Here is a 20196-nt window from a genome sequence, read left to right on the forward strand (position 1 = left end):
AATCTATGTCACCTATACACAGATTACCACGTTCTTGCAGGTCCTGTATCAATATGAATGAAATTGCTTCGTGGGTAGTAACCAACACCACCCGCACCCATTTTCAGTGCCGCTTTACGAATATTACTTAATTGTAAACCTTCAATGTGAAAATCCATCGCTTGTCCACGTGTATGATAGCTTTTTTTGGCGACCCCTGAACTTTTACTGCGTAATTTATTATTCGTTTCTAAAGAACGGTAGCCAGAGATCAATTGAACGGGTTTATTCGTTCCCATCATCATTTGCAGTAAATAAATTTGATCAAACAGTTTTGGATCGATCGTTTTAACTTTGTCACAACGATAATCACGGAAAAAATGATTTAAACGAGCAAGTTCAGATTTATTGTAACGACGACCATCAAAAAATTCTGTTTTCAAAAACTCGCCTGTATTAATGTTTTGAAAACGCAAAATACGAGGACGAGGCGTCGTCATTGCGGCAAATACATGACTTGGTAATAAACTGAGGCCCACTGTTGCAGCACCAATTCCCAGCCATTTTCTGCGGGTTTGATCAATAATATCCATAGGTGATAACTCAGACTCTAATAATTTAAATAAATATTCGATGAATTTCAGACAACCTATTGAGTCTAGCAAATCACACTCAGTTTTAATGTATAATTATGTAAAGATATGCATAATTTAAGTCAAATTTATTGCTATATTCGTCAAAAATAGAGTCATATCACTAAATTCTGCGTCTTAACCGTATTATTACGTTAAATCTGTTGTAATAGATTCCTGAACAGCACGACATCAATAATTTAGCTTAATGATAATCATAAATTGTACATCAACAATGGAATTATTCGGAATTAAACAGAATTAGTGAAAAAAGAGGCGTTTCCACCTCTATTTTTTCGTTAATTATCTAATTATTACAGCATGACTTTTTTCAATAATGGCAGATAGGTATCTACATTATCAATACCATTATCATATTGATAAATATCAGCACGGTATTGCGGTTGTTGGTCTTTATCAACCCAAGCTGTTTGGTAATAAAGATACACAGGAATTCTGTCTGGTATATTGACGTAACGTGTTGACCCTTCTTTCAATGCGCCATCAATACGTTTTTGTTCCCACCCTGCATCACCAAGTAAAATGCTGGCTAGCTCACTCGCTTTATTGACACGTACACAACCTGAACTTATCGCACGCGCATTACGGTTAAATAAGCTATGGTTTGGCGTATCATGCAAGTAAATGGCATCGGAACTTGGCATATTGAATTTATAGCGCCCTAATGAATTGGTTGGACCTGGCGCTTGTCTAATACGGTATGGGAAATTTGCTGGAGTGATGTTATCCCAATCGATTGAGTAAGGGTTAATTTCATAGGAATCTGCCCCCCAACCTGAATAAACAGTATACCCTTTACGGCTAAAATAACTTGGATCTTGTTTTCCTCTTGGTGCAATATCTTTACGCGCCATACTGGTTGGCACACTCCAAGGCGGGTTGATTACCACATTATTTAATGCGCTACTCATAATTGGCGTTTTGCGATCCGCACGGCCCACAATCACTTTAGAATCTAGGATAACTTCATCATTTAAATAGAAATCTAACGAATAGCCTGGAATATTCACCAAAATCCCAGTGCCACTACTTGCAGGAATAATACGCAAACGTTGAATATTCAACGCCATCAATCCTGCTTTTTGCGCAGGCTTCATATTCAGCCAAACCCGCGTGCCTTTACCAATCACACCATCGGCTTCTAAACCATACTGTAATTGAAATTTTTTAACGGCATCGACCAGTTCTTGATCATAAACTTTCGAAGCTGTTCTCGTTGGTTTTGCAGACTCTGTAACAGCAACTTCCGTCGGCTGTTCAGTTGCTTGCTCTGCAACTTGCGCTAACGTTTCAGGCGCTTCAGTTTCAACCACATCTTCTGTCATGCTATCGGCTAACAAACCTTCACGCTGTAAAATTTTACGTAATACAAGCACATCATCACTGGATTGCCCTGGTTTGAGTGTCTTCGTACTCGTTATTTCTAACTCATCTTCAGGTTGTGCCAGCAATTTAAGCATTTCTTTGCGCATCGGCTGATACATTGGATGGTTAGGTGCTTGAGCTTTAACCCACTCAGTTAGACGTTGAGAATCAACAGCATCTAACCAAGGTTTTATTTGTGCAGCTGTAGGCGCAATGATTTTGTAAGGTCGATTCGTATATAACCAATATTGCCCACTGGATTCAATAGAAGAGAGATATTGGAGATAACCAAGCATCGCATCTGATAGAATCACATCACGACCAAGCTCACTAAGCTGGTTATTTTCCAATAAGGATAACCATTGCGCAAACTGAGGTTGAACCCCAGAAAGTGAAAGTTCCGCTATTTGCTGTTGAAATTGACTAATCGCTGTTTCATCTTGCCATAAAAGTTTCATTTGCTTATCGGCATATAATTTAGCGAGTTGTGCTGCAAAAACGGGTTTCACATCAGCTGGAAGTGAAGCCACTATTTTTGCCATACTCTCTGTTGGTGTAACCGTTAAGGTCTCTTTTACTTCAACAACTTGTGGCTGTGAAGCTTCGGTTACACTTTGCTGCGTATTTTCATCACTGGAAAATGCAGGAAACTGGAATGTCATTAACCCACATATTACTGAAACTTGCAGAGCTTTCACTCTTCTCTTTGCCATACATCCACCTTAAGTTACTACATGGATAAAATAGTTTTTATTATAGTTGCAGCTTTATTGTATTTAATTTTAACCGTAATGTTATAGGAATAGACTAATTTTCTGTTTTTCAGATAGACATCGATAGGTCATCATTAAATGATAAAAAGAATTATTTTCATTTTTAACAGGCTAATCGACTACTTTACGCTTTAAACATAGATGAATTTTATTTTAATTAAAAGCTTTACTGAGAGCTTTCTTTAATAGCTAATTCCCATATAAAAAAAATGGTTTTTATTAGGAGGAAATATGTTTGAAAAACCTTGTTTTATTCAAATTAATTAAACAATAATTTTACCAAGTGGTGTACACTCAAGTTATTAAATCATAATCCCATATGATGGGACTTAAATTGACTGATACCATAATAAAAAAACGCTCATTTCAATCTATTGACTTGAGCGTTTTTATAAAAGTTATAGGGTTACTTTACCTTCACTACCTTAAAATGTTTTCGCTAAGTAGGACTCAACATAAGTGGTAGGAGCCCAGTTACTTTGTTCATGTACAGGCAAAGCCATATCTAGGTTATTCTCATATTTTTCCCGACTGCTCGCCAATACTTGAAGTAATCTATCGACAACTAATTCGCTATGATTTTTCCATAGATCTTTATTATCTTTATAAAACTCTACGGACACACTATCGCTATCTGAGTATTCATGGTTACGATAATAGATAGTTACGACTCGCCCAGTATTTGAGGTCAATGTTGATTCTACAATGCCATTCGACCGTTTATCTTCAATTAGCTTGCCACCATCAAAACCTACCAAAATGACTTTATTTTCTCCTTGCGTAGCATAAATAGCCACATGTCCCTCTCCATATCCATTTACAACATAAAGGTCGTCCCCTTCCATCCCATTTAACACATCATCGCCAGATAGTGAAATCAGGACATCATCACCGCTACCAGCAACCAATGAGCTTTCACCTTTACCACCATATAGCACATTATTTCCGCCATCGACTGAAAACCGCTTAAATCCCCCATCACCCATAATAATGCGGCCATCACCGCTTTTATCATTAACAGTATCATCACCTTCCAAGGTATTTACTAGCCAATTTCCCTTAGAATTCGTAGAATCAAGGAATAAATATTCACTTCTAGGTGTCAGTGATATTGGTTTTTGGATACCTTCCAATATACCATGTAACTTTTCAACAGGGTTCCAAGTAGATAATTGCCCAGTTTTATTTGTGTTCGATAGCTCTTTGGTTAATTCACCTATTAATGATTCTGAATTATATTCCATCAACTTTTGTAGTTTTGGTGTCAACTGTGGATAGATATGAATTTGAGGTGTATTCCTTTCTTCAGATTTGAATTTCACGATAACATATTTATCAAAATCAGAGCGATATCTACGATACACATTGCCATTCTCATCTGCTTCCTCTTGTGTTTCACCACTAAAATTAACAAGGTGGATATGGTTATACCCTTCGGTATCATCAATGAAAACCATCCCCTCATAACTACCATCAATTAAATAATGATCGTTTCCTTTCCCTCCCATTAGAATGTCATTTCCCTGACTAGAAAGTAGAAAGTCATGCCCCTCTCCTCCGCTAAGGCTATTTTCCCCTTCACCGCCTAAAAGAACATTATTTCCACCAAAAACCTTTATCGTATCATCACCTCGCCCGCCTAAAATAACACGCCCCATCATACTTCTGTCAGTAATAATATCATCGCCATCCTCACCAGCGATGACAGGTTCATTAGAAAGGTAACCTGCTGGTAAAGTAACAATATAATTATCATCAATGCGCTTGGTTACCTGCTCAATATTATCTATCGTACCGCCTTCTTGCTGTAATTTTAGCTTGAATATATTACTGTACTTATCTTGTATAATGACTGAATCACTCATACTTTCATCAAAATTCTCGAATCTTATGCTAAATTTTTCTTCATTTAACTTATCTTTGACTCTCAATATTTTTCCATCTAAAGTAAATGAATAAGCATTTTCGGTAGGTAATAACAAAACGATTTTATCTTCTTTGCTATAACGGTCTTTTACCTCAGAAAAATCAAAAATAACTTCCCCATTTTTGTAAAGTGTTGGAATTATTTGGTAGACATCCTGACCTAAGCTAACTGTAATAAAAGCACCTTCACTAATCCCTTGTACTTGATTATTTTCATCAGTTCCTTGATATTGAAAATTTTTCGCTTTTCCAGCAGCGTAGAAATGCCCCCAAGAAGGGGATAATGGCTTGGTAACACCACGAATGGTTATCTCTTTTGATTGTTCATTAATATAAACATTATCATTTCTGGAATGGGATAATTGATCATTATCTTGAAGATAAGTAATACTGAACAAATCTTTTTTTATAGATTTATCCTCTTCATTTGAAAATGTTTTTAATTCACTATTAAACGTAAACCCATCACGAGTGGTTATATTATAACTATGTTGTAACTTTCTACCATCTGCCGTTGTAGAATAAGCATTTCTTAATTCGATAGTGACCTCACTTTTTACATTAGTAAATGTATGGCCTAATTTATTTTCAGGCTCTAATGATAACTTGATATACAAATGATTATTTTCTATATAAACAGCAGATATTTCATCTAAGGTATATTCGATATCTATAGAGCTAACTGACTGGCTATCTTCATTTATAGACACGAACACTTTTTTATGTTCATTTATCTTAAAGTACTCAGGGTTTATATAGGGAACATCTACGAAATTTTTATTCTTTCGATTGTACTTTGTACGTGTCCGATAAAAATATGGGGCATGTTCTGTCCAATCAAAACGTCGAATATAATAACTGTCATCACCATCCCCCCCATGAGCCTCACCTTCCACAAGTATCAATCGGTCATTACCGCCATACCCATATGCTTTATCTTTTCCAGCTCCTACATCAATAATATTTTGTTGTTCATCACCATGGACTTCATCATTAGACTTATTGAATAAAATAATATTTTCAATATTTTCAATGTTTGCAACATTAATAGCATCCCCTGTTTTATCATTTTGATAACTCACACGACACTCATTTAAATTAACATGGACGCTATAACCAAAAATCGGCTCACTCATCATTAAAGTGTCTTGACCTAAAAGACCATCTAAATATTTAGTCGGTTCATTTCCTCCCGATTTCAATGAGTTAATGTCACTATCATTCAAATAAAAATAATCTGTCTTATTTCCTCCTACAAGATATTTTTCTCCTGTAGAGATTTGAAATGCGTTCATTTTATTTTTCTTACCAATAACGACATCATCGCCAGTAGCAGTATCAATACTCATACCTTTTGAAAAAATATTATTTAAACTCAAAGTAATCTCATCAATATTTCCCCCCTCAATAGTCATACCATTAGGCGCATCATCAGAAACCTGCGTTATGCTTTCTTTAAAATGGCTGTATCCCCCTTTTGTAATATATAGATTAATTTGCTTTTGAGCTGATAGTTTAAATTGCTGCTCAAAAGGAATTTGATAATAGTGCCGTTCAATTCCATGCTTAGCATTATATCTATCTAATAATGGGTTATTGTAGTCCACATTAAAAGAGTAACGCTCACTTGTCGGTACTGAGCCAACTTGTTTTAGGCCTTTCACTTCACTCAATTGCTTGACATATTTACGGGATGCGGCTTCATAAGGTCTTTTCGCCCGAGTATGGCCATTTGGCTGTAAATGATAATTCCTTTGTAATATATCCGCTTCTCTCCAACTATAAGTAGGAGCTCCCCGCTTAAGGTATTTTATTTCTGAAAATCCGTGTCCAAGATGAACATCAGCAAGAGGCCCTCCAAAATAGTTATTATCTTCATCAACTAAATAAAATCTTTCTTCATTCTCAATAATAGGTTTTTCCATTACTTTTAAGTGATGACTAAAACCTAAATCCTCAAAAAGCTGTTCAAATGTATTTAAAGACTCTAGCCACTCATTATGCATGAATAAGGCGATATAGTTTTTATTCATTATTTCTTGTTGAGTTCGAATCGTCGGGGGTAAACCAAATGCGCCTCTGATCCCCTCTTCTAATTCACGATCCCAACTAATATCTATTTGTTCTTTAATATTTTCAACTGCCCTTATCCCATTATAGATCCATCCGCCAATCATTAAAATTGCACCTATAACTAAACCAGCTACGGGGATTGTTGAAGAAGCTGCTAAAATACTAATAATAACAATGCCATTGACAATAAAACTAGCAATAGAAAGCGAGGCATTAACGATTAAGTCTTCTCGCTGTTTTGGATCAGAGACACTTTCTAATTTCGATAAGTTATCGTAGGCTTGGTAGGCATCAAATCCCATCCCAACTAAATTAAATACAATAAGTACTCCCATCGCCAAACGAGATCTTACCAGCGAAGAACTGTTTCCAGCCATTTTCAATAGAACCGGTTGAACAATCATGTCACCATAATTGGCTAATGCCGAACCACATGTGATGTATAACTGTTTTTTTAGCTCATCATACTCATCTTCTGTAATATCAGGGTTATTTAGCCTATCAATAATGCTATAAATGCTCACTAAAGTCTGCCCAATACCTACCCCGCCCATAACCTGACCAAGTCGATTACCAAATTTTTGAAAAGGAGGTAATTTCACGCCATATCCTCTTAATTTTTCAATATGTTTTGGCGTAAACTTTATTCCATTAGCGTCTTTAAATTTTGCTAGATATTTTAATTGTTTTTTTAATATTGCAGTATCGCGAAAGTCTGCATCATACTCTACAATATCTGCTATATCGGTATCATTTAATTGCAGACTCAGTGCTTTTAGAAAGGCGAGATCTGAGTCGCTACCGCTCAATAAAGTTAATTCAGCTGCAAGGCTTTGCGCATTAAAACGAATTTTATTTGACCAACCTTCACTTCTAGTTTCTTCAACTGTTATCGCTTTTCCATCAATTGTAGTCCCTAATTTCTGCAATTTAGCTAGCGATATGTCTTCACCTTTAATATTAATCCAACTATTTTTAGGTTCATTAAAATCTGTATGATTAATAATATCGTTTCGTTGCTGACTATAGAGGCTCATACGTTCTTTAAGATCAGTAGAGAGAGGGTCAATAAATACGATCGTTCCTCTTGGCTCACCATTACTGTCAACTATAAAGCCAGCATGCTTTGCCCGTGATACCCATTTCCCATTTTCAATAGAAATTTCCTCATTTAAATAGCTCGTTAATACTTTTCTAAAATCACTCTTGGCTTGCCTTTTATTTTGTTGTTTAACTTGAATTTGAATACCGTTCGGATCAAATAAGCTATATTGATAAATACCATCTTGAAGTTTATATGTTACTGTATAGGTGGTTGACTCTCCTTTTAATAAATATATTGCGCCCTTATGCAGCTCTACATCAGATAGCTCAGCCGTTAAAATATTGGATAGATGTAGGTCTTCCACCAAAATACCCGTATCGCTCAATCCTCTATCAATATGGCTTGAATACTGTTCTAGTTTCTTTAGTAACACCTCTTCACTATTGCTTAATAAGCCTTCGTGTTGCTGCTGCTCTAAATATGCTTTTCTTTTCATCAAAATTCGAGCTGAATCAATATCGCCTAATAATGATTCCAAACCATAGGTAAGCCCTAACTTTTTGTCTAGATTTTCTGAATAGCCATGTAGTCTAATCATTCCATGGTTAATTAAATTAACTTCACTTCCATTGGAGTTATTTTTCGTATTATTTATTAACTGATTAAATTGCTGCTGCCTCTGCCTATTATTTTCTTGATATAATGATAAGGCTTTGTCCAATAACAGCCCTTTTAAAGGAGCGTCTTCTGAGTCAAAATTATAAGGATTCAGTTGACTAAAATTTTTTAAATCAAGGCTTAGTAACATGAAGGCATTGCGGTCAGTCGATAACGCGAGCACTTTTCCTTTATCGAATCCATTAATAGCAGGGAATAATACCCTCAATTGTTCAATAGAATCTTCGCTTAATTTATTAATGTACGATAGGTCATTTTGAATAGAGACTAATATTCTATTAATATTACCTGCTTGCTCTTGTAGTGAACCTAATGGCTTCGATTTAAATAGACTATTCCACTGAGTTAAATCTTCGTTTTTTGCTTGATTTAAATATTCGTTTACTTTAGGGCTAACTAAAGGATCATAAATTGCAATTTTTAATTTTTTAATATCAAGCTGACCATTAGAATCCGTAAAGTAATTAGCTAAATAAGGATGATCTGTAATATTTATATCTTTGATTACAGTATTTTCAAGTGCTATATTCTCAAGCAATGTGCTCAAATATTCATGATTATTATTGGCTGTAAGCGTTGGCTGCATATGGTTTGTGGCTACTGGCTGAGATATCGGTTTAGATACAGGTTGGAATGTTAATTTCGAGATTACTTGCGAGTCAAAACCAAACTCTTTAAGCTTCGTTGATAAGTCATCAGTAAACTGCTTGTGATCTCCAGCCGTAGTAACCATTGTTGTATCAATCCCTTGGAATAAAATTTGCTTAGGATTAATAAACGGGTATTCGTCTCGTATATTTGCTAATAAAGAGTGTAAGTTTTTATTTGTTTTGATAACCGTATCAGAGTCACCAATCAACACCCATCTAACGGGTTTTTCTTTGCTCTGTAAATTAGAAACCGAACCATATTCTAAATTCCATTGCTTCATGTCCCATTGTTCTAGGTTAGGGTCTGCCTGAATAATCATGACGTTATCAGGTTCTGACCTTGCTAACCTCTGTGCCATATCTAGCCCTTTAGATTCTCCAGTCAAGCGTATTACGACAGTAATGAATGAACCATCCTGCCCCCGATTTCTTAAAGGGTTATTTTTTATATAGTCCGCATCAACCATTTCCCATATTGGTGTATCTAGCTTACGCAATTTATTAGAAAAATAGGCATGAAAGTCATCAGGCAGCTCCCCTTTATGTTTTGCCACCTCATCGATAAATTGTTTATAACCTTCTGGATTGTAAGCTACTTTTCTTAGCAAATTAAAGTCTATATTATATGAGTCACCGTCCCTAAAACTAGCAAATGAATCTATCCCAGGAATCATACCTAATCCCTCAAACATAAAATGATTTTCATTGTCTATTAACTGTTTAAAATCTATTTCACCGCGACGTAGCTCATCAATAAAATAGACGGCTCCTAGTTTATTATTAATGTTAATTTCCAATATTTTCGGGTCAAATTGATAGGTTTGCTTGAAGTGTTTAGTGGTTATTGAGTCTAATACCGTGTCATCAGGCACGATCAACTTATTACCCATATAAATAACACTTACTTTTCGATTATAGGCAATAATAGGCATCTTCATGCCTTTTTCAGCGAGGGCTCCAGTGACACCAAATGCAAAGTTTTCACTAACTCCTCCTCGGCCTAAATTGCAACCAATTAACACTAATTTATCTGGACTTTGACTATTTAATATTTTTTTACGTAAATAACTCATTCCTTCCGCAAATTGTTCAGGTGTATTCTTTCCATATAAAGTTGGCTTACCGCCACCGATATAGCCACCGTGACCAACAGTTATCCATCTGACCCTATCTGAATTAAGTCGGTTAATTTCACCATGAATTATTTTATATTGACGAGACTTTATGTCATATTGAATAATCATTGAGTTATCTGGGTGTTTAGAGAAAGCATGCGCAGTCGCTTTACTTGATATCTCATCCCCTTCAATTTGAACAATGACATTATAACTATACTCAGTGGGCTTTCTTGCTCTGTCAGGATCAGCATCTTTAGCACGCTCTGCTTGGTATATTTCATATGGGTCAAGCCAGGAGTCAATTTTTTCAGTACTCGCTGATTGTTCTCCAGCTAAGGTAAGCAATCGATCCTCTTTCATATGATTAATATGTGTGTCAAAGAAATCTGTATCTAATTTAGCTATCACCTTGTTATTATCAATATACTGTTCAATTTTTTTATCTTCATTAATATTAAACCTGTGGTTAACTCTATATACTTTATATTCATTTTTAGAAATGAATATATCCCCCTCTATTGTCTTTAATAAATCTTTGCTAGATTTCAACTTATCGAACAAATCAGTAAATTCCATAACATCTGAAAAAATAGTAATTATCTTACGATTAACTGTAACTTGAGCTTCTACTATATTTTTTTGTTCATTATAGCCTGTATAAATTAGCTTTATACTTAATTCATTATCTTCAATTATTTCTTTTCTTTCTATTAATAATTTTATTTCTAGGTCCCTTAGTCTTTTAGCTTCTATTCCTTTAAATTTTCCTCTATCACTTTGAGTTGCAGAATTTCCAACTATAGAAATATAAACTTTATGCTCACCATTCTCAAATGAACTAAAATTATAATTCTCTTTATTCATAGAGATAAAGTGCTCTATAAAATCAACAAATACTTGATGTTCATCGGCCATATAAGTGCCCGCATTAGGATCAAAAAATCTATATTTCCAATTTTTATTTTCATCATCATAATTAACACTGATCGCCATTGAGTGTTGCTCTGATGAAAAATGGCATAAAAAGGGCTCTTTACTATTACGAGTATGTTCCATCAAACTAGAACTTAATTCACTTAACTTAATTTCATATAAACCTTGATTCCCATAATTGCTTATATTTTGCCTTGAGTTTGCAATTCCTCTTTTTCTATTATAACTTTCCAACTCTAAATAAAGATCTCTTTGAACATCTGTGATTATTACATCCACAAAAAAGGTTATATCTGAGTGGCTATAATTTTCATTAATTGTTTTCAATTTAGATTTAAATTTATTTTTTAACTTTATGAATAGTGGATCTGATACAACTGCCTTTCCATCATTTGTTTCAAAAAATGATGGCTCTGCATGTAACGCCTCCCAATATTTTTTAGTTTTAATTTTAATTCCATTGTTTAAGTAATCATAATAATCACTATTTTCTATATTTTTATTCAATGCTAAAAGATGGTTATATTCAAAAATTTCTTCTACATATTCAATGAAGTTTCTTTTTTTTGTAACAAGGTCAACACCTAATAAATTTTCGACATAATCGCTATATAACATACCTTTTTCATTAAAATTTTGGGTCGTTATGACATCTAGCATGTAATAATCTAATATCTCTTTCGCATGTATTTTTAGTGCATCTTGTTTTATTTTACTCAAGTGTACTGATTTTCCTTCATCATTAGTTAACACATAATTTAAGTGATTCAACATTTTCAGGAATTTTTCACCATTACCTTCTGCAGCATATGTTAAAAATGAACTTGAAAAACCATAACAATATCCAGGCAATTTAGATAAATCCAAACCATATTCATTAAATACAGTCGAATAGATGCCCCTATTTTCATCACTTGTAAAATATTCAATAAATTGAGTTTGTGAAAAATCAACACCATCTACAATATTACCCATTATTAAAAATCTCCATATAATTTAAAATGAACAAAGATGTTTAAATAAAACAATTAGCAAAACAATATTACAATTAAAAATCATATTAGTTAAATAATTTAACATTAAAAACAATATTATAGGATAGAGTTCAATATTTATATTTAATATAAATACATTACCAATTTGAAATAAATACTACTTATTGAAGTATTTTTTAGTCAACTATATAGGTAATAGATTCAATTGAATTTTATGTATCAAATTAATAATAATTAATTTTATATGGTAGGATTCGTCTTGTATTTATGACCTAAATTAGATATAGGTCTATGTCCAGATATCAAACTCCAGGGTTTATTGATTTTATTCATACTACTTCGAAACTATCTAAGTAATTACCAATAAATTTAGCACTTTGGTATATTATTAAAAAGATTAGATAACTTGGTACTTGTGATTTAATTCAACAGGGAAAAGGAGTTGTAAATAATCAAGAATAGCTTTCATCAAATGTAATAGGCCGATATTTAAAAATAAATATCGGCCTTCATTTTATTCAGGTAACTAATTACTGTAATGCTGGTGTTACTGTATTAGGAGTCTCTTGCCCAAACCCTTTTAGACCAACAACATGTACGTGCTCATTATTACCAATCACTTTACGAACCAATTTATAGGTTGTCCCTTTTTCTGGACTAATATTCTCCGGCGCTGCAATAATCAATTGCATCTCTAGCCTATCACACAGCTCAAATAGCGTTGCTATTGACTTAGCATCTAAGCGTGCAGCCTCATCTAAGAATAATAAACGGCAAGGAATAATATCTTTAGCTCGTAAACGCCGTGACTCTTCTTCCCAACTTTGTACTACCATCACAAGAATTGACATCCCTGTTCCGATAGCTTCACCTGTTGATAACGCACCACTTTCTGCTTTTAACCAACCATCTGAGCCACGATTAACCTCTACATCTAACTCTAAATAGTTACGATAATCTAACAGCTCTTCCCCGATAGTTTGTGGTAAACGCTGCCCAACATCCACTTGTGGATTCAGACGCTGATACAGTTTTGCCATAGCTTCAGAGAACGTTAAACGTTGGCTAGTAAATAAGTCTTGGTGCATCTCACTTTCTTCCGATAGCACGCTCAATAACAGTGCATGGCTTTCGCGAATATTGACGTTTAGACGTACCCCTTTAACCTGACCAAATGCCACAGCCTGTAACCCTTGGTTAAGCATACGGATGCGGTTTTGCTCACGTTGAATTGTTTTACGGATAATATTCGCCACACTTTTCGAACTAATGGCCAGTTTTTGCTCACGTGCTGTTAATTCTTCCGTTAAACGTGCAAGCTCAATTTCCATTTGTTCAATCGCATCAATCGGGTCATCAGTGCGAATGATATCTTGGCGAATACGCTCACGTAGGTGCTGATAAACGGCAATAAAGAACTGAATTTTACGCTCTGGATGTTTTGGGTCTTCCGATAGACGTAAAACATCACGCAAATGCTCGTTATCTGACACAGCTAGACGTAGGGCCCCTAGCGCCTTATCCGACATTGAACGCAGGCTGTCACCATCGGTATATGCAAGTTCACGACGGTGTAAGCGGCGTTCAACACCGTTATCTTTCACCAAACGCATTACTGCACACCAACCCGCTTTCGCCGAAACGACTTGCTCACGCAGCTGGTAATAATCTTTTTCGAGTTTGCGTAGACGTTTTTGTAAGTTATCCATTTCAGCTTCACATAGTGTTAGCTGCTTTTCTAACTGATTAATACGACTACGATTTTCCATTACTCGTTGATGTAATTCATCACGACGAATCCGAGCCCGTTCTTGCGCATCTGGGTCGGCTTTAACACCGATTTCCTGCATTTCAGCTTCTAGCTCTTTCAGCATTTCTTGCTTCGTTTCAAAAGAGCTACGTAATGAAGCAAAAACTTGGTGATATTGAGCAGATTGAGCTTGGTGCTGACGTAATTGCTCACGAGCACGTGTACGTTCTGTTTCCGCTTGTTCTAAACGTTGGCGTAATTTTTCGTTTAAGTCGGCATTTTCATTGACCATACCTGTCGAGTCACTGTAACTAAAGTGAGCACGGCGCTGGACAACTTCAACCACAGCAAAGGCTTGCTGTTTCGCATTTTGCTGTGTGTGTTTTGCAGTATCATAATCTTTACGCAATTGGTCGTGCTGCTCAGGATCGCTGAGCAATACTGTCACAATCGGCTCTAATTTTTCTAACGCATGTCCATGTTTATTCAGGAAATGCGCCGCTTCTTCTGCTTCAATCAGCTCTTCGCTAATTTCTTCCGCTCTATCCGCCAAGGTTTCATCGAGCAGTAACCCCATTTGAGGTAAGAGGCGATTCAAAGAAGCTAAGCTTTCTTTACCTTGAGTAAACTGCTGGCGTTGCTGCGAAGTTTGTTCTTCATATTGGCTTAATGCACGTTCAAGTTCAGTACGCTTTTGATTTAATGTCCGAATTTCAGCTTCAGGATCACTTTCAAACGCCACGGAAATATGTTGGCCAATGAAGCGACTAAATGCTTGGTGTGCACGCTGAATTTTTTGCACATCAAAAGAGAGTGTCGCATAACGCTCTGCGAGTTCATCACGTTCTGCTGTGAGCGACTCTAAATGACTTTCACGCGCTGCACGGCCAAACAGTGGCAATTCAGGGTAGCGCGAATAACGCCATTGGCGCTCAGATGAACGTACTAAAACGGCACTTTCAAACTCTTGAGCATCAAAAACGCTATCATCGAAAGAAGATGGGTCTCCCTCAATGAAATACACATCATCTGGGCAATCTTGTAGTGAATCCAGCTGGCTACGAACCACATCAAGGTCTTGTACCACGATACCGTGGCGAGCTGGGCCGTATAGCGCTGAGAAATAAGCGGCATCTTCAATGGTAATATCATCATAGATTTCAGACAGTAAAACACCATTGAAACGCTCTGCCAGCGCTAACATGCGGCTGTCTTCTGCCCCACTTGGCTGGCTTAAACGCTCAATTTGTTTTTCAAGATCGCGGCGCTGGGCTGCAACTTCATCACGTTCAACAGTAATTTCGCGCTCTTGTTCGAGCAATTGCTGCATAAACTCAGTAACAGCGGTACTTGAATCGAATGCCTCGCTCGATTGTTCGTTCAGTTGCGTTAACGCTTCTTGAGCAACAATCCACGCAGGAGCCTTCGCTGAAAGCTGAGCAATACGCTGACGAATTTGTTCAAGCTCTTGGCGCATTTGCATGCGTCGTTCACCACTTTCATTTACACCAACACTTAATTCTTCTTGCTGAGCTTCAAGCTCTGCCATTAAGGCATCGAGCTCATCGGGCTCATAGCTCTGTCCTTGGCGTTTACAAAACTCAGCGAGTAACCTTTCTGCATTTTGCTGGCTACTTAAACGCTGTTGTAATTCAGAGAGTTGCATACGTAAAGGTTGAACACGCTCAGCTAAATGTTGCTGGGATGACCAATCACGCAATAATGCACGCGCTTGTTGATAAGCATCACTGCGACTCACCTCACCCACCATGTTCTTAACGAGTTGATAGGCTTGCTCAAATTGGCTGTGTGCAGCATCTGCTACACTCATTTTTTGTTCAAGTGCCAATAAGGCTTCGGTTGCTTGCTGTTCCCGGGCCTCAAACGTGTCTAACCATTCATCTGCATTATCGATGGTTAATTCAGGTAATTGACACAGCTCACGTGCACGATTCAGCGCATGCAGTGCTTGTTGATATTGAATGGCGCGCGTTTGCTGTACATCAAGCGCTTGCTGGTAATCGGCGAGCTGATTTTTTAATTCATCAACCTCAACTTCCGCCGCTTCAGCACGTGCTTCAAATTCCTCTTGTGATTCTGTCGCTTGTGCAACAACTTCACTTTGTTCTTCAAGGCGATATGTCAGTTCTTCGATATCAGCTTGATAACGGTCGATTTTCTCTTGCTGGCGAAGGGCTGCTTGCACTAAGTTTAAGTGATCACTTGCTGCTTGGTAGTCCGCCTCTAACTCTGTTGACGAGCCATTTTGCTCATTTAATTCACGCGCCATTTCAACACTGCGAACTTGTTCAACACGGAGTTGTTTACGGCTAGCGTAGAGTTCATTACGTGCTGCCAATGCCGCATCAAGGTGAATGCGTCGTTCATTTGAGTGGCGCATGTAATCCGCAGAAACATAGTCTGTGGCTTGGCTAATCAGATGTTTGAATAGATCACGGTCTGATTGAGTAACGCGGATAGCTTCAAGGGTTAAACGGTTTTCCCGTAGTGCAGCTTCCATGTCTTGGAACGCTTTACGGACTCCGCTGTTTTCTGGTAATAAATAGTCACGTAATGAACGCGTGATTGCACTTGAAATCCCGCCATACAGCGAGGCTTCAATAAGACGGTAGTATTTACTACGATCCCCTGCTGAACGCAGGCGTTTAGGCAATACGCCTAATTCAAACAGAATCGAGTGGTAATCAGTTATCGAGTTGAATTGCTTGAATAAAATGCCATCTTGCTCTTCAAGTCTTTCTTTTAACTCATTTAATGGAATAACCTTGGCCTGACGCCCATCAATCACATCCGTTAAAATTTCGGTCGGTACAGTGGCAAGTGGCACACCTTGCACCATAAATGGCTTAATATCGACTTTTTTATCACGCCCAGCGACTTGTTGTAAGCGCACCCCGACCATGACACGCTGGTGTTTTGAGTTCAGCACATCCAAGATGGCATAACAGACACCTGGACGTAATTTACCGTGTAAGCCTTTATCACGGGAACCCGATGTCGCACCCGCCTCTGTGGTATTACGAAAATGCAGCAAGGTTAAATCAGGGATCATGGCAGTAATAAACGCCGCCATGGTCGTCGATTTACCTGCACCATTCCCCCCTGAGAGTGTAGTCACCAGCTCATCAAGGTCAAAAGTACGAGCAAAAAAACCGTTCCAGTTCACCAGCGTCAGTGAGCGAAATTTTCCGCGTTCAATCATTATTCTTCATCCTCATCACTTTCTGCTGGGTCTTGGCTATCTTCGACTTCGTCGTCATCACTGTCTTTGAGTGATAATTCACCATCGAGGGAAATAGCTTCACCATCACGGATCATACGTAATTGGGCATCTTGCGGATTATCACCACTGCGCACATCAGCACCAAAACGGAAAACCGATTCGCTAATAATGAATTTACTCGAATCATTTTGCAAAAAATGCACCATGCCTAAACGGCGTAAACGGTTTAGTGATGTTCTTAGTTTTTCCTGCAATTTTTGTTTATCAAGGTCAGACCCTGTCGAGCGCTGATTAACAAATTTCAATAATTTGCTTTCATCTGCCAGCGATAGCAGCTCCTCAAATAACTCTTGTGAGGTAAAAATACCTTGGTTACTTAAGCGCTCTGGACTCAAATAGAGGTAACAAAGGATTTTCCCAACCATCATATCCAACTCAGACAATACGGAGCGTGGGATTAATGTGGTTGAGCGAGGACGCAGATAGAAAAAACCTTCTGGCGCACGGATTAACTCAACGTTATAACGTGCGTAAAATTGCTCTAACGCTTCCTGAAAATCCATCAAAAATGCGTGGTTATCAAGGTCATCAATGCTAATGTGGCGACCTGAACGCAATTGGCTGTCTAGCTCTGGAAAAATAGGGTTAGCTAATGCTTGAGCCAGCTTAACTGGCATAAATTGTTCAATATTTGTCGATGACATGTGCCTGTACCTTGGCTCCGTGATCATTAATAGCTTGCCATTCTGCCGGTAATCCCGCCAAATCAGCCTCTGCGATACCTAATCTTACAGCTTGATCAATAATAATTCGCGCCACATCAAAATGACGTTTTTGCGGATACTGCTGCAAGTAATCATGTAATACACGACCAACATCTAATGGACGCTGCTCTATTTTATAGAACGCGAGTTCTGCTTCCATTAGTTCTGCAAGCCTATCATTTAATTCGCTAAATTCTTCAAATTCCAGTTCTGATGGTAACTCACCTGTGACTTCTTCATCATGCAAGGCAAGTTCTTCGTCTCGCATGTCGAATAATCGGTCAGCATTGGTGTAAGTGAGTGCCCAAGGGCTGTCGAGATAATGTTGAACGGATTGACGTAACCGCTGAGAAAATATGCGATTTTTATCCATATCAATCGCAGTACGGATAAATTTATGAACATGACGATCATAGCCAATCCAAAGATCAATGGATTGTTGCCCCCAGCTCACAATACGGTCTAATTTATTTTGCAAATCAAAAACTAACCTATCAACCATATCTGAAAATATAGGCGCATTCATGTTCGCTTCTTGAATACGTAGCAAGTTAGCTTGTAGTTTATCCCCTGCGGCCTCTAACGTATCTTGCAATTCTCTCAGAGTTCCTGAGGTTTCTGACAATAATTGTTCGCAGTTGGCAATCGCCGCTTGCCAGTCTTGGTTTAGCAGTGCTGCAATATCTTCTTTTACGGAATTTTGTTGCTCATCCATTATTCGCTGGGATAAATCAATGCTATCAAAGATTTCAGCTACAGAATATTTTAGCGGAGCAAAAACATAACGATGCCAATAAAACTCATCACCGCCCTCTTCGGCAGCTTCTGCCGCACGTTGCAATTCCCCTGCAACGATAGAAAGCTGCATCGAAAGCCGTAACGTTGAAAATTCACGTTGGCGAATATAGTAATCACTAATACCAATGCCTAATGGTGTCAAACGATAAATTGCATTACCTTCGACAATATCACTTGCAAAGCGGTTAAATATTTTCTGGCGTACCATATCATTGATGGCATTATTTGCGCGTACCGCCAGTGACTCTGTCGTTTGTTCAAACCCTTTGCAAACCTCACGGAAGGCATCGACCAATTCCACTTCGCTCATCTCACCATTCACCCGCTCACTATTCAGTACAGCAACGGCAAGTAAAAATGCTAAACGTTCAGCGGGAAGTGAAATTGCAAAATCATTTTTTCGTGCCCAAGACACGAGCTCAGGGACGGTCTGGGAAAAATCACTCATAAATCGTCCTTTTGTATTTGTTTGCGTGCCATGACATGAATGTAGCGCCCCATGCTGATATACGGTTCCTCACGGCAATATTGTTGTTCAAGCGCCAACAACGCAGGAAAATCTTTTTGCTGTAACTGCCGACTTTGCAAATAATCATGGAAAACCCGGACACCGCTTTTCCCTAAGATATCCATCTTACACTCTGCTAACCACTCATCAACTTGCTGAGGAAATAGCGGTTTTTGCGGTGACAACGAACGTTTACGCCGACGTTGGATATGCGGTGTTGCAAGATGAAAATTACCTAAAATTGCATTACGCATAACCAAGCCATTTGCATTATAGAACATGACAGAAAATACGCCTTCTGGTCTGATTATATCTGCCAGCTGTTCAATTGCATATTTTTGATCGCTAATCCATTCAAGAACCGCGTGAAAAAGAACAAGGTTAACTGGTTCATCAACATATTGTGCAATATCTTGTACTGCACAATGGACAAACTGCATGTTACCAATAATTCCCTCTTCTTTGGCTAACTCACGAGCACGTTCCAACATCTCTTCGGATAAATCGCAAAGTATGATTTGATGACCTAATGCCGCTAATTTGCGCGAAAAATGGCCTTCTCCGCCACCTGCATCAAGGATCCGTAGCGTTTTTCCCTTAAACTGGGTCTCTAATAGTTGAGTTAAGTCTTGCCAAACCACCGCTTCACGTATTTTGCCTTTGGTCGTTCCGTAGATATTTTTTGCAAATTTATCGACAATATCATCAAAGTTGCGGTCTGCCATGTGCTATCCAGTTGCCTATCATTCGTCATTTACAGCATATTTATGGGTCAATTTGTCGCAAAAACATTCAAAATTAGCCAATTTCATCCATATTTTGATGAAAATTTATCTAATCATGAATATTATCACTGAGTATTGTGCTTATCACACAAGATGTTGGCGACAATTGAAACGTAAATTATAACAGATAATAGCTATATTTTTGCATAGTAGTTTTTT

Annotated in this window: 7 protein-coding genes; all 7 read right to left on the bottom strand. The window is 37.5% G+C overall.

The genetic code is table 11. The features are described from left to right. Nucleotides 1-23 precede the first annotated feature (23 nt). Nucleotides 24-572, bottom strand: a complete 549-nt coding sequence (locus ACE2AL_RS14055) for a YcbK family protein (RefSeq protein ID WP_206086655.1) — start codon at nt 570-572, stop codon at nt 24-26. A gap of 353 nt (nt 573-925) precedes the next feature. Next, nucleotides 926-2710 (bottom strand): L,D-transpeptidase, encoded by a 1785-nt coding sequence (gene ldtD, locus ACE2AL_RS14060; RefSeq protein ID WP_353166203.1) that lies wholly within the window; start codon nt 2708-2710, stop codon nt 926-928. Nucleotides 2711-3195: 485 nt separating this feature from the next. Further along, nucleotides 3196-12168, bottom strand: a complete 8973-nt coding sequence (locus tag ACE2AL_RS14065) for a C80 family cysteine peptidase (protein ID WP_375083617.1) — start codon at nt 12166-12168, stop codon at nt 3196-3198. A gap of 550 nt (nt 12169-12718) precedes the next feature. After that, nucleotides 12719-17161, bottom strand: coding sequence for a chromosome partition protein MukB (mukB, locus tag ACE2AL_RS14070; protein ID WP_375083618.1), 4443 nt, complete (start codon nt 17159-17161; stop codon nt 12719-12721). Then, nucleotides 17161-17886 carry a chromosome partition protein MukE gene (gene mukE / locus ACE2AL_RS14075; protein ID WP_272538756.1) on the bottom strand — a complete coding sequence of 242 codons (726 nt, stop codon included), beginning with the start codon at nt 17884-17886 and terminating at the stop codon, nt 17161-17163. Before mukE ends, mukB begins: the two co-directional genes overlap by 1 nt. Beyond that, nucleotides 17867-19192, bottom strand: a complete 1326-nt coding sequence (gene mukF, locus ACE2AL_RS14080; protein ID WP_375083619.1) for a chromosome partition protein MukF — start codon at nt 19190-19192, stop codon at nt 17867-17869. The genes mukE and mukF overlap by 20 nt, the downstream gene beginning before the upstream one ends. Beyond that, nucleotides 19189-19977: a tRNA uridine 5-oxyacetic acid(34) methyltransferase CmoM gene (gene cmoM, locus ACE2AL_RS14085; protein WP_375083620.1), complete on the bottom strand. Its 789-nt coding sequence runs from the start codon at nt 19975-19977 to the stop codon at nt 19189-19191. The genes mukF and cmoM overlap by 4 nt, the downstream gene beginning before the upstream one ends. Nucleotides 19978-20196: the final 219 nt, after the last annotated feature.

Origin of the sequence: Providencia xihuensis (assembly GCF_041953405.1) — a bacterium.
GTDB classification, from domain to species: domain Bacteria; phylum Pseudomonadota; class Gammaproteobacteria; order Enterobacterales; family Enterobacteriaceae; genus Providencia; species Providencia vermicola.

What these genes read in the sequence shown, in the direction of transcription:
- ldtD (WP_353166203.1), bottom strand. Translation starts at nt 2,710, where the DNA reads ATGGCAAAGAGAAGAGTGAAAGCTCTGCAAGTTTCAGTAATATGTGGG.
- ACE2AL_RS14065 (WP_375083617.1), bottom strand. Translation starts at nt 12,168, where the DNA reads ATGGGTAATATTGTAGATGGTGTTGATTTTTCACAAACTCAATTTATT.
- mukF (WP_375083619.1), bottom strand. Translation starts at nt 19,192, where the DNA reads ATGAGTGATTTTTCCCAGACCGTCCCTGAGCTCGTGTCTTGGGCACGA.
- mukB (WP_375083618.1), bottom strand. Translation starts at nt 17,161, where the DNA reads ATGATTGAACGCGGAAAATTTCGCTCACTGACGCTGGTGAACTGGAAC.
- cmoM (WP_375083620.1), bottom strand. Translation starts at nt 19,977, where the DNA reads ATGGCAGACCGCAACTTTGATGATATTGTCGATAAATTTGCAAAAAAT.
- mukE (WP_272538756.1), bottom strand. Translation starts at nt 17,886, where the DNA reads ATGTCATCGACAAATATTGAACAATTTATGCCAGTTAAGCTGGCTCAA.
- ACE2AL_RS14055 (WP_206086655.1), bottom strand. Translation starts at nt 572, where the DNA reads ATGGATATTATTGATCAAACCCGCAGAAAATGGCTGGGAATTGGTGCT.